This window comes from Williamsia sterculiae (assembly GCF_900156495.1).
GTDB classification, from domain to species: domain Bacteria; phylum Actinomycetota; class Actinomycetes; order Mycobacteriales; family Mycobacteriaceae; genus Williamsia_B; species Williamsia_B sterculiae.
Genome location: NZ_FTNT01000002.1, coordinates 335,827 through 351,547, shown reverse-complemented (window position 1 = coordinate 351,547; position 15,721 = coordinate 335,827). Strand labels below are relative to the sequence as shown.

The 15,721-nt window shown below is 68.5% G+C and carries 11 protein-coding genes; 5 read left to right on the top strand and 6 right to left on the bottom strand.

All coding sequences use genetic code 11. The annotated features are described in order from the left end of the window. Positions 1–14: 14 nt before the first annotated feature. Positions 15–1,403, bottom strand: a complete 1,389-nt coding sequence (locus tag BW971_RS04435) for a hypothetical protein (RefSeq protein WP_076477410.1) — start codon at positions 1,401–1,403, stop codon at positions 15–17. Between the two features lie 77 nt (positions 1,404–1,480). Between BW971_RS04435 and BW971_RS04430 the strand changes: the two genes are divergently transcribed. After that, positions 1,481–2,764 (top strand): glycosyltransferase, encoded by a 1,284-nt coding sequence (locus tag BW971_RS04430; protein ID WP_076477408.1) that lies wholly within the window; start codon positions 1,481–1,483, stop codon positions 2,762–2,764. Here BW971_RS04430 and BW971_RS04425 read toward each other — a convergent pair. Genes BW971_RS04425 through BW971_RS04415 form a run of 3 tightly spaced genes read right to left on the bottom strand, consistent with a single transcriptional unit; the run spans position 2,744 to position 5,482 of the window. After that, positions 2,744–3,658: a glycosyltransferase family 2 protein gene (locus tag BW971_RS04425; RefSeq protein WP_076477406.1), complete on the bottom strand. Its 915-nt coding sequence runs from the start codon at positions 3,656–3,658 to the stop codon at positions 2,744–2,746. The genes BW971_RS04430 and BW971_RS04425 overlap by 21 nt on opposite strands. Before the next feature lie 37 nt (positions 3,659–3,695). Continuing rightward, positions 3,696–4,526 (bottom strand): ABC transporter permease, encoded by an 831-nt coding sequence (locus tag BW971_RS04420; RefSeq protein WP_076476920.1) that lies wholly within the window; start codon positions 4,524–4,526, stop codon positions 3,696–3,698. Next, positions 4,523–5,482, bottom strand: coding sequence for an ATP-binding cassette domain-containing protein (locus BW971_RS04415; RefSeq protein WP_076477404.1), 960 nt, complete (start codon positions 5,480–5,482; stop codon positions 4,523–4,525). The genes BW971_RS04420 and BW971_RS04415 overlap by 4 nt, the downstream gene beginning before the upstream one ends. Positions 5,483–5,831: 349 nt before the next feature. Between BW971_RS04415 and BW971_RS21835 the strand changes: the two genes are divergently transcribed. Genes BW971_RS21835 through BW971_RS04400 form a run of 4 tightly spaced genes read left to right on the top strand, consistent with a single transcriptional unit; the run spans position 5,832 to position 10,430 of the window. Continuing rightward, entirely contained in the window at positions 5,832–6,017 is a 186-nt protein-coding gene (locus tag BW971_RS21835) for a hypothetical protein (protein WP_234974229.1), read from the top strand. A 26-nt stretch (positions 6,018–6,043) separates the two neighbouring features. Next, the gene (locus BW971_RS04410) at positions 6,044–7,540 is read left to right on the top strand and encodes a condensation domain-containing protein (protein WP_076476919.1); all 1,497 of its coding nucleotides are present in this window, start codon (positions 6,044–6,046) and stop codon (positions 7,538–7,540) included. Then, entirely contained in the window at positions 7,537–9,009 is a 1,473-nt protein-coding gene (locus tag BW971_RS04405; RefSeq protein WP_076476917.1) for a condensation domain-containing protein, read from the top strand. The genes BW971_RS04410 and BW971_RS04405 overlap by 4 nt, the downstream gene beginning before the upstream one ends. Then, positions 9,000–10,430 (top strand): condensation domain-containing protein, encoded by a 1,431-nt coding sequence (locus BW971_RS04400; protein ID WP_076476916.1) that lies wholly within the window; start codon positions 9,000–9,002, stop codon positions 10,428–10,430. Before BW971_RS04405 ends, BW971_RS04400 begins: the two co-directional genes overlap by 10 nt. Here BW971_RS04400 and BW971_RS04395 read toward each other — a convergent pair. Then, positions 10,352–11,581 carry a type VII secretion-associated protein gene (locus BW971_RS04395; protein WP_076476914.1) on the bottom strand — a complete coding sequence of 410 codons (1,230 nt, stop codon included), beginning with the start codon at positions 11,579–11,581 and terminating at the stop codon, positions 10,352–10,354. The genes BW971_RS04400 and BW971_RS04395 overlap by 79 nt on opposite strands. Positions 11,582–11,589: 8 nt before the next feature. Then, entirely contained in the window at positions 11,590–15,615 is a 4,026-nt protein-coding gene (gene eccCa, locus BW971_RS04390; protein ID WP_076477403.1) for a type VII secretion protein EccCa, read from the bottom strand. Positions 15,616–15,721 lie beyond the last annotated feature (106 nt).

The following is a 15,721-nucleotide window of genomic DNA, read 5'->3' as shown; positions in this document are numbered from 1 at the left end:
CTCCTTCGGTAGTTTCACCAGAGTTCGTACGGCAGGTCCCAGGCGGACAGTTCGGCTCCGAGTTGGCGCCCCAGGTCGCTCTCATCGACGAAGAGGGTCTCGTCGAAACCCCACACGGTGAACGTGACCTGATCGTCGGTGCGCAACAGCCAGGCCTGTGCACCGTCGCCGAAGCGGTAGGGCAGGTCGGGATCGACGTTCTGGGCCATCCCACGGAAGGTGATCCGCCGGGCCCGACATCCGCCGAGACGCTGCGCGCCGGCGGGGACGTCACCCAGATTGGACACCATCGCATCCGGCATCCCCGAGCCGGCGGTCGCCGCACCGATGAGCCACGACGCCGGCAGCAACCACACCAACGGTTGCAGGTGCACGGTGGCGGCGCGCTGCCCCGCCTCGAGTCGCTGGTATGCGGCCTTGCACAGCGCCCGGATGGACCCCAGGTCGCCGCCGGACACCGGGTCGTCGGTCAGCGTGATCGACACCCCCGCGGTCGCGTTGGCGCGGAGATCCGTGTCACCGCGTCGGCGATCGACCGGCAGCCCCACCTTGATCGGTACTCCCACCGGGGCATGACCACCGGAGCGCAACAGTCCCGTGACGACCGCGACGAAGAGCGCGTTCGGGGTCCCACCGTGCGCGGCGGCGACCGAATCCCACCGATGCGTCGGGACACTGACGGTGGCCAGCGCACCCGTGGCGCGCGGTGACCGGCGGGCGGCTTCGGGCCGAACCGGACGTTCGATGTCGTCGCGAACGGGGTCCCCACCCGGTCGCCACCCCGCGACGACCGCGCGCACCACCCCCCGACCGACGGCCAGCACGCGGCCTGCCGCGTCCACTACATCGCCGACCACCACCGGTGTCACCGGTGCGGACCGGACGCGACCGTCGGCAGGCGACGGATCCGCCGTCATCGCGGTGGCCGCCGACTGCACCATCAGACGACCGTCGGTGACCTGGTGCAGCGCACACAGCGACACCACCGTGCAGCCGTCGCCCATCGGTGCGGCCCGCAACCGCCAGCAGCGCCCCTGCTCCGGATCGAGGTCGACCGTGGCCATCTCGGTCGCCGCCCAAGTCTCCACCCCGGTGGTCGAGACGGTTTCCGTGTCCACGACCAGCGGGGCGGCCACACCGGCGCCCACCCAGCGGGGTCGGGCACCGGGAATGCGTGACGCCACCAGCGTGCGGTGCAGACGACCGCACTCGAGCCCGGCGTGCATCCGGCGCAGTGCGCTGTCGGGTATCGCGCCGTCGAAGACCCAGACGGTCTGCAACACCACATCCCAGCCGAGGGCGCGTCGCAGGAACCAGAACGTCGAGTCCTCATCGGCGAGGCGCCGACTGGCGAGACCCGGTTCGGTCGTGGATCGGGACGGGGTCGGCGTGCCGGTCGTCATCGGATCCTCCTGTCCGCCCACACCCGTCGCGAGGTCGGTCCCCCTACACTGGCGTCTGTCCGGTCAAGGGAGTGGGTGTGGAATTCGCCATCGCGGCAAGCGGTAGTCGGGGGGATGTGCAGCCCCTTGTCGCACTGGGCCTGGCCCTGCGGTCCCGTGGGCACGCGGTGACGCTCATGACGCCTCCCGACCTGGTGTCGTTCGGCCGGTCGGCCGGTCTCCGCACCGAACCGTACGGCGAGAACACCAGGGAGATACTCGATTCCGAGTTGTCCCGGGAGCGAATGAAGTCGCGCGACCCGCGGACCAGGTTGGCTGCGATCAGCGAGATCACCGTTCGCGGTGGCCGTATCATGCAGGAACAGCTGCTGGACCATTCGGCGGGTGTCGATGCGATCATCGCGACCAGTGTCGGCCAGGAACGCGCCCACAACGTCGCCGAGGTGCGTGGGATACCACACATCCCGGTGCACTACTGCCCGATCCGACGCAATCGTTCGGTGCCGCCGCCGATCCCCGTTCCGATGTCCATGCCCGGACCGGTCATCGACCTCGGGTGGCGGCTGGCACAACAACTGTTGTGGTGGGGATCCCGCAGTGCCGAGAGCACCCTGCGCGGCGAACTCGGACTGGCCGCGTTGCGCCGGCCGTACGCCACCGAGATCGCGGCGCGCGGCGTACCGGAATTGCAGGCGTACGACCCCGCATTGTTCGGCTCGCTTGCCGCCGAGTGGGGTACGAGTCGTCCGCTCGTCGGATTCCTCAACCTGCCCGCCGAGGTCCGCTCCGCCGTCGGGGACCACGGCGTGGACGGCGACCTCGATGCCTGGCTGCGTGCCGGCGATCCCCCGATCTACGTGGGGTTCGGCAGCATGCTGCCCAACAACCCGGCGGGCCTGGCATCGGCGTTGCGGATCGCCGCCGACCGGCTCGGTCGCCGACTGCTGGTGGCCGGCGGGTGGAGCGGCTTCATGGCCGACGTAGACGATCCGACGATCCGGGTGATTGGTCACGTCGATCACGACGCCGTGCTCCCGCGGTGCGGTGCCGCCGTCCACCACGGCGGTGCCGGGTCGTTGGCCGCCGGACTGCGCGCCGGACTTCCGACCACGGTGGTGTGGGTCGGTGCCGACCAGCCGATGTGGGGTCGTGCGGTCGTGACGGCCCGCGCCGGGGCGTCGCTGCCGATGTCGCGGGTGGACCCCCAGCGGCTCACCGCGGCGCTGCAGACCACTTTCGCGGACGGCAGTCGGCGTCGGGCCGAGGTCCTGCACGACCGGATGATCAGCCCCGAACACGCCGTGCACACCGCGGTGCAGATGGTCGAACGAGTCGTGCGCTCACGGGAGCACCCGGCCTGAGCGGGCGGTGAACAGCTTACGCACGGTGAATCGCTCGACCTCCGGATCGTAGAGGCGGAACATCATCAGGCGGCCCGCATGCATGACCACCAGCGCGGGTAGGTACACCGACGCCGACCCGACGGTGAAGCCGTACCGACGATGCAGCGCGAAGGTACGCGGCAGGAAACTCATGTAGCGGACGAACTCACCCATCGGTGATTCCATCCGCCGCGGTGACACCCCGACGGTGAGGTCGGCGAGAAACGCGTTGCGGCCGCCGGTCTCGGTGACGCAGAGCCCCATGTCGACGTCCTCGAAGATGTCGCGCCGCATGCTCACCCGGTCACGGATCCGGTGCCAGGTCTCTCTGCGCAGCACCATGTTGGAGCCGTACAGCACCGGCAGTTCGGTGACCGTCCGGTGCGCGCGGCGTTTGCTCAGCGGGTGGATGGCGATCTTCCAACGGTCGAAGCGACCGGCGAACGGCAGACCGTAGGCCTCACCGCGACCACACATCGACGCCCACTCCCCGGCACCGTCGGCGACGAAGAAGTCGATGATGGTGCGCGCCCATTGCTCGGGGACCCTGGTGTCAGCGTCGATGCGGGCGATGAGGTCACCGGCGGCCGCGTCGAGCCCGACGTTGCGGGCGTGCACGAGCCCCTGCTCGGTCGCGGTCACCACGCGGATCTGCGGGAACCTCGCCCGGAACTCCGCGACCACCGACATTCCGTCATCGGTGGAGTTGTTGTCCACCACCACGATCTCGGTGATGTCGTCGATCTGCGCCGTCAACCGGTCCAGACAGTGCCGGATCGCCACCTCTTCGTTGTAGATCGGGATGACCACCGAGAAGGTGGGGAACGTGGTCGCCGATGCGACGGTTGACCCGGCGCTGTTCGGTCGTGCCACATCGGATTCGGCGGGGCTCAGTTCGGTGGTGTTCACATCAGGTCCTTCGCATGTAGGTCCGCAGGGTCACGGGCACGAAGATCGCCAGCACTGCGGCGGCACCGGCGAGCGTGTAGACGACCTGGACACCGGCTTGCCCGTCTGAAGCCAGGGCGCGGGCGGCGGAGACCAGATGCGACACCGGGTTCGCGGAGGCGCAGGCCTGCATCCACCCGGGCATGGTGCTGATCGGCACCAGGGCGTTCGAGACGAAGGTGATCGGCATCAGCACCAGCATCGACACGCCTTGCACGGTGGATGCCTTGTCCATCAACACGCCGACCAACGCGAAGATCCAGCTGAGGGTGAACGCGACCACCACGATGAGGACACAGGCCGTGACCAGACCGAACAGGCTTCCCGGCCGGTATCCCATCACCATGCCCACCGCGACGGTGATCGCGGTGGCGACCACGTAGCGGACTGCATTGGCCAGCAATGCGCCCCCCAGGGGTGCGATCCGCGCGATCGGCAGCGACTTGAACCGGTCGAACACCCCGCGGTCGAGGTCCTCGCGTAGTTGCACCCCGGTGATCACCGACGCCGCCACCGACGTCTGGACCAGCACACCGGGGATCAACAGCGGAAGGTAGGCGTGCACGTTTCCGACGATGGCCCCGCCGAAGATGGTGGAGAACATCACCGTGAACACGATGGGCAGCACGATCACGTCGAACAGTTGTTGCGGATTGTGTCTGATCTTCAGCAGACCGCGGTGCGCCATGGTCAGCGACTGGCCGACGGCGACCCGGACGCCCACCCGTCCGTCGTCGTCCACCGTCTCCGGTTCGTGTTCCCGCACCCGGTTCTCGGCCATCACCGCGGTCATGCCACCTCCTCCCTCCGTGCGCTGCCGGTCATCGCCATGAACACCTCGTCGAGGGTCGGTCGCTGCACGTTCACCGCCTCGACGGCGATCCCCTGCTCCCGCAATGTGATCAGCAACTCCGGGAGGCGATCGACGTCTGGCATCGGGACCGCGATCTCCCGGTCCGTCTCCGATCCGACCGGTTTGCCACCCGCATACGATGCGCAGAGTTCGCGCGCGCGTCCACAGTGCCGACCGTCGATCAACGACACTTTCACGTACTTCTGCCCCACCCGGGACTTGAGCTCGTCGGTGGTGCCCTCGGCGACCACCCGACCGTGGTCCATCACCGAGATACGTGACGCCAACTGATCCGCCTCCTCGAGGTATTGCGTGGTGAGCAGCACGGTCGAACCCTCGGCGACCAGGCGGCGCACCGTGTCCCACAACTGCAGTCGCGTGCGCGGATCGAGACCGGTGGTCGGTTCGTCGAGAAAGATCAGTTGAGGTCGGGTGATGAGGGATGCCGCGAGATCGAGCCGCCTGCGCATCCCCCCGGAGAACTGTCCGACGGGACGCGCCGCGGATTCGGTCAACCCGAACTCCTCCAGCAGTTCCGACGCCCGTCGGCGCGCGGTACGGGTGGGTGATCCGACCAGGCGACCGAAGATCACCAGGTTCTCGGTCGCGGTCAGGTCCTCGTCGACCGATGCGTATTGTCCCGTGACCCCGATGAGTCGTCGTACGGCTCCCGCTTGAGTGCGCAGGTCGCGCCCGAGAATTCGCGCCGACCCCGCATCGGGACGCATCAAGGTGGCCAGCATTCGGACCATGGTCGTCTTGCCTGCACCGTTGCTGCCCAGCACCGCATGGACCCCCCCGACGGGCACCTGCAGATCCACGCGGTCCACGGCCAGACGGCCGCCGAATCTCTTGGTCAGCCCTCGCGCGTCGATGGCGGGCGTATGCTCCGAGATACTTCTCTCCCAACGTATTCGGCCGGTGACGACTTCGGCCGACGATTGATCGTGACGCATCGACTCACCGCGCCACGGCGCGTTGCGTGTGCATGTGCGAGACCCCCACCCCGATGAACCAAGGCTAGGTGGACCGTAGCGCCGCGGCAACCGTGGCACCGGCAACCCGGACGCAGATCACATCCCAACAGCCCGATCCTCCCGATGTCCGGGTCGCCCGCTATTTCGCATTGGGTGGCGCCCGTGTTGTGCCGTTCACGTGCCTGCAACATATGGTCGCAGTTCCGGCGGTTCATACAGTCGCTGCACCGAAACTGGTTGTGATGTAGCAGGATTGGATTCTCCCGATGTGATGAAGCCCACCGGCTCCCTGACGTGCCAGGCGGGATGGCACGGTCATATGATTCTCGAAGACGCGATTCTCGATACTGCAGAGCGCCGGCTCGGGGGATGGTTCGCCGGCGACGAGAACGCTCCGGACGGTTCCGCGGACCAGACGCTCGACCCGTTGCGCGCCGTGGTGTCTTGGACCTGAATCAATCTGAAAGGTCGTCTCCACCTATGAAATTCACCGAGCTCTCGGGACACGATCTACCCGGCGGCGTGCTCACCGAATGGATGCCGCGGGCCGAACGTGAACCGTCTCGGTGGGATGCCGACTCTCGCCCACTGACCTACGACCACGAGTCCCACATCCGGCGCGCGTCGTCGGCCTCGGGTCAATCATCCTGGCTCGGGGCCACGTTCATCATCGAACGCGGTCTGGACACCGGTGCCATGCACCATGCGCTGCTCGGTTGGATCCGCAGACACGAGGCGTTCCTCACCACCGCGAGCGTCACCGGTGCTCCGCTGGACGGGGAATCCGCTGCCGCCATCCACACCTCGCGACGCACGGTAACCGGAGCCGACGTGTCGCTCGACCGCCACACCGTGGGTCGACTCGCCGGTGACGACATCACCACCCGGTTGACCACCCAGTTCACCGAACGACTGTCACCGCTGCAGTGGCCACACTGTATGGTCGCGACCATCGCCGATCCGGACGCCCCTGACACCCACCGGCCGCGGGTGATCGTGGTCTTCGGCGCCGATCACTCGGTGATGGATGCATACTCGATGCTGCTGTCCATCAACGAGATCCGCCAACTCTACCTGGCCGCGGTGGACGGTACCGAGGCCGGCTTGGCCGAGATCGGCAGCCACGCGGACTTCAGTGCCGTGCACCGCGGTGTCGGCGCCGACCTCACCGTCGATCATCCCGCCGTCGATCGGTGGTCCCGCTTCCTGGCCGAATCCGACGGGGACTTCCCTGCTCTCGGGTTACCTCTCGTCGACGACCATGGGACGGCCGACCACGGTCGACCACAGCGCGGGCGGGCGGACTTCGTGGCGACCAGCGAGCAGATGAACGCACTCACCGACCTGTGCCGGGCCGAGGGCCACACCACCCAGACGGCCGTCATCGCGTCGATCGCCCTCGCGCTGGCCCAGCTCACCGGCCGACCGCGGATGCGCGCGACGATGCCGATGCACACCCGCACCGAACCGCGCTTCCTCGAGTCGGTCGGTTGGTACGTCGGTATCGGTCCGCTCGACATCGACCTCACCCTCACCGAGACCTTCACCGACGCCCTGGCCGCCACCTCGGCCGGGATCGTCGAGGCCAAGCGACTGTCCCGGCTCCCCTATCCGCCGATCGCCCAGCTGCTCGGTTCGGACTCCGAACCGCGTTTCGTGTTGTCCTACCTCGACCTCCGATTCGTCCCGGGGGCCGCGGACTGGCCCGAGTGGGAGGCGCGCACGCTGCGCAGCGAGGCACGCTCCGACAACGAGGTGTACCTCTGGGTCGCGCGGACGCCCGCCGGCGTCACCGTCTCCAGCCGCTACCCCGACACCGCGGTGGCCGACACGAATGTCCGCCGGCTGGTGGCCACCGCCTGTGCCATCCTCGACGACGCGGTGCTGCACGGTGCCCGGATGGAGGTCCCATCGACCGTCCGCGGGGCCGGCCTCATCGACGATGCCGACACCGGTGTCGAACGGTTGCTCGCGTGAGGATCACCGCCATGGGTGCCTGGCAGCCGGCGCCCGGTGAAGCCCTCCGCTGGCTGCCGACGCCACGCTGCCGCGCCGCCGCGGGGGCCGCACCGGTGCGCGACGCGCCGCTGAGCTTTCTGACCGAGAACGACATCCGGCGATCACACGCCGCACACGCTCAGTGTCTGGCCCACACCTCCTACCTCGGCTCGGCCACCGAACTCGACGGCGATCTCGACCTCGATGCGTTGACCCGCGCCCTGGAGGCGTTCGTGGGCAGGCACCCGATCCTGCGCAGCTGGTTCGAGAGCGGCGGAGACGGTGCGGTCGCCACCCACGTGGTGGATCCGGCGGCGGTCGCGTTCGAGGTGCACTCCGACGGACCCGTCACGTCCAGTGACAGCCTGCAGTCGCTGTTGCGACATCGCCTCGGCACCGAGACCACCACCGACGTCTTCCCCGGTCTCGCCTTCGGCGCGATCAGGCGCACCGGCGGGTTCTCGATGTACCTCGGCTGCGATCACGCATTGAGCGACGGTGCGTCACAAGCCCTGGCCCTGGCCGAGATCGCGGAGCTCTACCTGGCGTCGCGCGCGGATGAGCCGGTCCCCCCGACGGGTGAGGGCGGAGGGTACTTCGACTACGTATCCCTCGAGATCGCGGCCGCCGAGCACCACATGGCGGGCAGCCCGCAGTTCCGGGCCTGGCAGGACACCTTCACCCGTCACGATCTCCGGATGCCTGGTTTTCCCCTCGATCTGGGTCTGGCTCCGGGCGAGACCGCCCCGGTCCGCCCGATCGAGATGCCGATTCTGGACCGGGCCGGGGTGACCGACTTCGACATCGCGTGCAAGGCGGCGGGTGGCTCGGTGTTCTCCGGCGTCTACGCGGCGTTGGCCATCGCCGCCCGTGAACTCACCGGTGCCGACGAGTACTACGGGATGACGGTGCTCAACAGTCGTGGTGCGGCACCGCAGTTCACCACCGCCCAGGGCTGGTTCTGCGCGTTCTCGCCGGTGGAGATCCCGCTGGCGGGGGCACGGGCCTTCACCGATGTCGTCGCGATCGCGCACGCCGCCGTCGCGCGGACCAAAGAGCTGGCGGCGGTCCCGGTGCAGGCGGCACTGGCCGCGATGGTCGCGGCAGGCGCCTCTCAGGATGCGGTGGTCACCGCACCGAATCTTCTCTCGTACATAGACTTCCGCTGGTTCCCGGCCGACGCCGCCGGTGCGTACGACCGCGGCATCCTGTTCACCGGGGAGGGGCGAACGGGTAACGCGTCGCTGTGGATCAACCGAGACCACGACAGCCTCTACCTCGGGAGTCAGACGCCGGACACGCCCTACGCGCAGCAGCAGGTGGCCCGCTACCTCGATCGGTTCTGCGCCGTGGTGCAGGCCGTCGCCGCCACCGGCGACCACCTCGTCACCACACCCGACGATCGTCCGCTGACCACATACGCGACCGGAGCTGCCTCATGCGGGTGACCACCATCGACAGATTCGACACCGCGAGCGGCGAGATCCTCTCGTGGGCGGTCGACGTGTCCCGCAGTGCCCCACGGGTCTCTGCGGTCCCCCCGTCGTTCAACCAGACCGTCCACCTCGCGAGCGCCGGTGAGCACAGTGTGTGGTTGGCCGCGGCGTTCACCGTCGACGGGCCGATCGACCGGACCGCCCTGCACCGCGCCTACCACGCGCTGATCACGCGACACGGCACCCTGCACAGCGCCTTCCGGCGGGACGGAGACGTGTTCGTCCGCGAAGAGTACGACGCCCGGACGCTGACCCTCCGGCCCAACCCGGGTGTCAGGGCCACGTCGCCGCAGACCACCCGACAGGCCATCTGGAAGGCCCTGGACGCGGCCTGCCACCCGTTCGGCTTCCCTGCCTACTTCCTGGCCGCGATCGACCGTCCGGACGCCTCGACCATCGTGTGCGGTTTCGATCACTCGCATGTGGACGCGTACTCGATCTCGATCATCGTCAACGACCTGCACCGGCTGTACCGCGGTCACCGCGACGCACTCGAGACGTTCAGCGCCGAACTGCTGCCGATGAGCGGCAACTTCGTGGACTACTGCGCCGAGGAGTCCGCGGCGACACCGATCCGACCGTCGGATCCCCGTCTGCTGTCCTGGTTGCGATTCTTCGACGAACGTGACGGCACCCCACCGTCGTTCCCGCTCGATCTCGGTGTCGCCCCAGGACAGACGGCACCACAACGCACCGACGTGCGCCCGCTGCTCGACGAGGCCGCGACCGAACGGTTTGCCGCCCTGTGCCGACGCAACGGCGCCAGCCCCCTCGCCGGAGTGCTCGCCGCCATGGCCGACACCGTCCGACGACTCGGTGGCGGCCCGGAACTGGCGCTGCTGTTCCCGCTGCACACCCGGCGCAACGGTCCGTGGGAGAACGCCGTCGGCTGGTTCACCACCAATGCACCACTACAGGTGGTCGGGGGCCGCGACGCGCTCGACTCGGTCCGGCGCACCGGATCGGCCCTGCGATCGGCCATGCGCCTCGCCGAAGTGCCGGTGCCGCAGGTCATCTCCGCGATGAACGGGATGAACATGGTCCGCCGGGACATCTTCATGGTGTCCTACATCGACTATCGCGTGCTGCCCGGCGGGGACGTGCACACCGAACTCGACGCGCACCACATCTCCAACGTGACCACTGCCGACGACGCACAGTTCTGGATCTCCCGCACCGACCACGGCCTCGCCATCCGCACGCGTTACCCCGACACCGCCATTGGTCGTGCGACCATCGACACCTTCCTCGGGTCGGTGGCGCGGTCGATCGAGCACACGCTGTCGATGTCGGTTCAGGGGTTGACCACCACGGTCGCCGACCCGACCGCGCGGCGACACGCCCGTTCCACCGCGGTACCCGCAGCGTCCTGACAGCCGATGCTGACCTGGATGGCGCGCTCGACCAGCACATGCCATCGGACGGCGCCGCCGGATCCCGCGAGCTCGCGATAGGCGATCACCGGTCGTCCGGCGTAGCGGGTGTCGGCGGCGAAGTCGGAGACGGTGTCCGCACCGATCTGCCGGATCCGGTTGTGCAGGCTGGTGGCGACCGAGGCCTGCGTGGCCGTACCGGGCAGCCGGTTGGTCACGATCACCAATCGGTGACCGAGGTCGCGGTCGGCGACGACGGTCCGGACCTGGCCGGGCGTGGGTTCGGCGTCGGTCCGCGCCCAGGTCGCGGGCACCTGAATGGATACCGACCCCACGCTCACCGACCGGTACTCCGTGTCCGCGGTGGAACCACCGTCGCCGACACCGATCACGGCAACGGCGGTGGCAGCGATGCCCGCGACCACCGCGACGGCGGCGGCCACCTGCAGCGCCAGCGGTCCCCGGGACCGTGACGACGGCGCAGGCGCCTGTGGGATCACCGGTTGGGGAACCGGTGGGCGACGCACACCGGCGAATCGGTGCAGCAGGGTGCGGTCGGCGGCAACCACCCGCCCCACCGCACACCCGCGTTCGGTGTCGACGACCACCTCCGCTACCCGCACGGGGTCCGCACCGTCGACAATCACCGCATCCGGCGGGTCGTCGCCGAGGTCGTCACCAAGGGCGGGGCGACCGGGGACGTCGTCGACGACGGTGGTGGACAGCACGTCCCAGCCGTCCGGACCATTGCCCACGACGTGAGCGTCGACGCGAGCGGAGTGCACTTCGACCACCACGGCCCGACGCGCGGTCACCTCGAGATGGGTCTCGGCGATGAGGACCGCTCTCGGCACCATCCGCAGGTCGTCGACCGCGGCGTCGGCCGCCGCGCGCGGAACCGCGCATCGCACCGCTCCCCACGTCGTCGGGTGGGCCAACACCGCCGAACGCGGCCGGCTGCCGCCCAACGCCGCGGCGAACACCGCAGCCCATGCCTCCCGGGGTCCGCGCACCACCCCGCCGACCCGGACCGACGGCGCGTCGATCGCCGACATCAACTCCGTGACATCCCATGTCCCGGCGTCCGACTGCACCGTGTGATAGGCGATGTCGAGCACCACCGGTTCCGGAATCCGACGCTCGACGGACATCTGCGGGGTCAGATCGTCGGCGGCAGGTAGCAGACCTGGATCATCTCCTGGCCATGGGTGCGTGACACCAGTTCACCGCGGCCGGGGACCAGTTGCTGCATCCGCACCCGTCCGAGCAGGAAGCCCTCGTCACGGTCACCGCTCATCAACAGGGCATCGCTGGACAGGTCCTTGAGCCTGCCGATCACCGAGTCGAACATCGCGCGGCCAGCCCCACCCGCGCGACGCACCAGGATCAGGTGCATACCGATGTCGCGGGCCTGCGGGAGCAGGTCCACCAACGCGTTGAGCGGATTGCCGGAGGAGGTGGCGACCATGTCGTAGTCGTCGACCACCACGTAGACCTCAGGGCCGTTCCACCAGTTGCGGTCCCGCAGTTGTTGCTGGGTGACGTCCTCGGGTGGCAACCGGGCCGCGAAGTACCGCGCCAATTCGTTCATCATCGGGGTCAGCGTCTTCTCCGACGTGGCGTACCCCGCGAGGTGGTCGGTCTCGATCACCCCCAACAGGGTGCGGCGGTAGTCGACCAGGACCACCTTGGTCTGGTCGGGGGTACCCGACTCGACCAGCCCGGCGATGATGGTGCGCAACAGCGATGTCTTCCCGTGCTCCACGTCGGCGAACGCCATGAAGTGGGGCTGGGATGCGAAGTCCAGGATCACCGGCGCCAGCTCGCGCTCACCGAGACCGATGACCACCTCGGTCGGTCGCAGGGCCACCCCGGACGCGGCGACCTGGGCCATCACGTCGGCACGAGGCACCACACCGTCGAGTTTGCGGACCCGCATCGCACCCCGACCGCGGTAGGCGATGGCGAGTTGGTCCACCGACCACACCACCCCCTCGGCCAGGCTGTCCGACGCCGGCACCGAGTCCAACCGCGGCAGCGCGACCAGCAGGTGCAGTCCGTCGCCGGTGACCCCGCGACCGGGCCGCCCCATCGGCACCAGCGCCGCCGCCTTGCGGCTCATCTCCGAATCCAGCGGGTCGCCGAGACGCAATTCCAACCGACTACCGATCAGGTCCTTGACCGCGGGCCGGATCTCCGGCCAGCGCACCGCACTGACCACCACGTGCACGCCGTAGGAGAGCCCCTGCGCGACGATCGCGGTGATCTGCTCGTCGAGGAAGTCGAATTCGTTGCGCATCACGCCGTACCCGTCGATGACCAGGAACACGTCGCCGAAGACGTCTTCGGACAACGCAGCAGCCTGATCCGGGGGAAGCGTACCGGCGGCCAGTTGCGCCCGCCGGGTGCGGAAGTCGCGCATGGACTCGATTCGTAACGCGGCGAACCGCTTCTCCCGGGCTCGCACGATGCTGGAGATCTCGGCCACCGTACGGCGCACCGCGTCCATGTCCGCACGGGTGGCCACCGACCCGACGTGCGGTAGTCCGGACAGTCCCGCGAGACTGCCGCCGCCGAAGTCCAGGCAGTAGAACTGCACCTGTTCGGGGGTGTGGGTCGCCGCGGCCGCCATGATCAGCGTGCGCAGCGTCGTCGACTTGCCGGACTGCGGTCCACCGACCACCGCCACGTTGCCCGCCGCGCCCGCGACGTCGAGGAGCAGCAGATCGCGGCGCTGGTCGTAGGGTCGGTCCACCACGGCCACCGGGAGGCGCAGGTCTCCGGGCGGACCGGGTATCCGCCAGTCGCGGCGCGGAAGCAACTCGTCCACCGTCGGCGAGACGTCCAACGGCGGCAACCACACCTCGTGGGCGGGCGGGCCCTGACCGACCACCTGACGTACCACCGTCTCCAACAGCGTCGGCGCGTTGGGAGCGGGTTCGGGCGAGTCGACCTCGGGTTGGGCGACGGGCAGGCTCGCCGGACGAGGATCCACCGCGACCGGGGTGGCGGTGAACATCTTCAACCCGGTGTGTCCGAGTTCGCTGGTGGCCGCGGAGCTCGCCGCCACCGGCGGCACGTACGGCCCGGAGACGTAACAGGTGTTGAACCGCACCGGGTCCGCCGAATCACACTTGAGGTACGCCGACCCCGGGACACTGGGCAGGTGATAAGCGTCGGGAACACCGAGCACCGAACGGGATTCGTTGGCCGAGAATGTCTTCAGACCGATACGGTACGAGAGGTGGGAGTCCAGGCCACGCAGTTTGCCCTCTTCGAGGCGTTGCGAGGCCAACAGCAGATGGATGTGCAACGACCGCCCCAGCCGACCGATGGCGACGAAGAGCTCGGCGAAATCCGGTTTCTGCGCGAGGAGTTCGGAGAACTCGTCGACCACCACGAACAGCGCGGGCAGCGGATCCAACGGCGCACCCGCGGCCCGAGCCCGCTCGTAATCACCCACGTTCGCGAAATTGCCCGCCGCACGGAGGATCTCCTGGCGACGGTTTATCTCACCGGACAACGCGTCTTTCATGCGGTCCACCATCGACAACTCTTCCTCGAGGTTGGTGATCACCGCGGCCACGTGCGGCGCGGCCTCCAACCCGAGAAACGTCGCCCCACCCTTGAAGTCCACCAGGACGAGGTTCAGGGCCTCCGGTGAATGGGTGGTGATCATCGCCGACACCAGTGTGCGCAGGAACTCCGACTTGCCGGACCCCGTCGCACCGATACACAAACCGTGCGGACCCATCCCGCCCTCGGCGGCTTCCTTGATGTCGATCTCCACCGGTGCGCCGGTGGACGAATAGCCGATCGGCACCCGCAGACGCTCACGCGGTGTCCGCGGGCGCCACAGGGTGGCGAGGTCGAGCGCACCACCGTCACGGACCCCCAGCAGACTCATCAGACCAGGGTCGGACGGGCTGACCTCCTGCTCGAGATTCGCCAGCTGCGCACCGGTCGCCAGCCGGTACCGCGCCATCACCCTGGCCATGGTCTCGGCCTCGGACACCGACAACCGGTCCATGTCGGCGAACTCCTCCACCCCGAATGCGCTTCGGGCCCCGACCTTGCCGTCGCGGACCACCAGCTGCAACCCGCGGCGCACGGCCAGCCCGTCGGGTGGCGCGGACAGGTCGATCACCGAAACCGCTTCCATTCCAGCATCGGCGATGACCCGTTCGTCTCCCGCCACATGACCGTCGTCGATGACGATGACCAGTTGGGGACGACCCGGAGTGGGTGGCGCCGATCGGGAGAACCGTCCCCGGTCCAGCAGTTCCGAGCTCAGCGACTCCTCGAGCTCGCCGAGCGACCGATACAGCATCCGAGCCGGCCCGATGCCGTCGCGCAGCGTGGGGTGGGCGACGCTGGGCAACCACTTGGCCCACTCCCAGTACTCACCACCGGGATCGGCGGTGACGATGGCGACCCGCAGGTTGTCCGGGCCATGGAATGCGCACAGCTCCATCACCATCGCCCGAGCGAGGTCGCGGGTCTCCTGACGCGCACCCTCGACGTTGATGGCGGGGAAGCCGCGCAACGAGATCGCCGTGGGCAGTCCGTGCACCACCGAATGGGTACGCACGAAACGGCGCAACGCCACCGCCGACACCGGCTCTATGTCCTCGGTGGGACCGGTCTCCGGCGGGGTGAGCCGGGTGGCGAGGCGCTGCGATCCGACCCCGACCCGGACATGTCCGAAATCGCTGTCCGCGGGCCGTCGTTCCCACATCCGTCGGGTCCCCATCACCGCGAGCAGGGTCGACGGCTCGGGATGACTCCACCTGAGCGCGTCGCGTTGTGCCGTTGCGGTGTCGTGGACCTCGGTACGGATTTGTCCGAGATACCGGAAATAGTCTTTTCGTTCCTCGTTGAGTTCCGCTGCCCGCTTACCTCCGCCACGCCCACCGCCCGCGAACATGCCGACCATCGACATGAGCATCATCAACGGGAACATCAGGAACAGCGGATTGGACAACACGTTGCGGCCGCCGTTGAGGAACAGCAACGCGATCATCCCCACCACCGCGACCACCATGACCAGCGGCAACAGCTTCATCAACATGTTGCCGGGTACCACCCGCGGCACCTCCGGCGGCGGTTGGACATTCAGTTCGCCGCCGGGGGTGCGGGGCGGGCTGATCCGCGGACGGCGGACGAATCCCTCGGTGGTTCCGATGCTCACGCGGGGTGTTCCTCGATCCAGTGGTGTTCGGTGTCATTGCGCTCCGGGAAGGCGATCGATCTACAGCGACTTCGCAGGCCCGCCAACGATTCGTTATGTT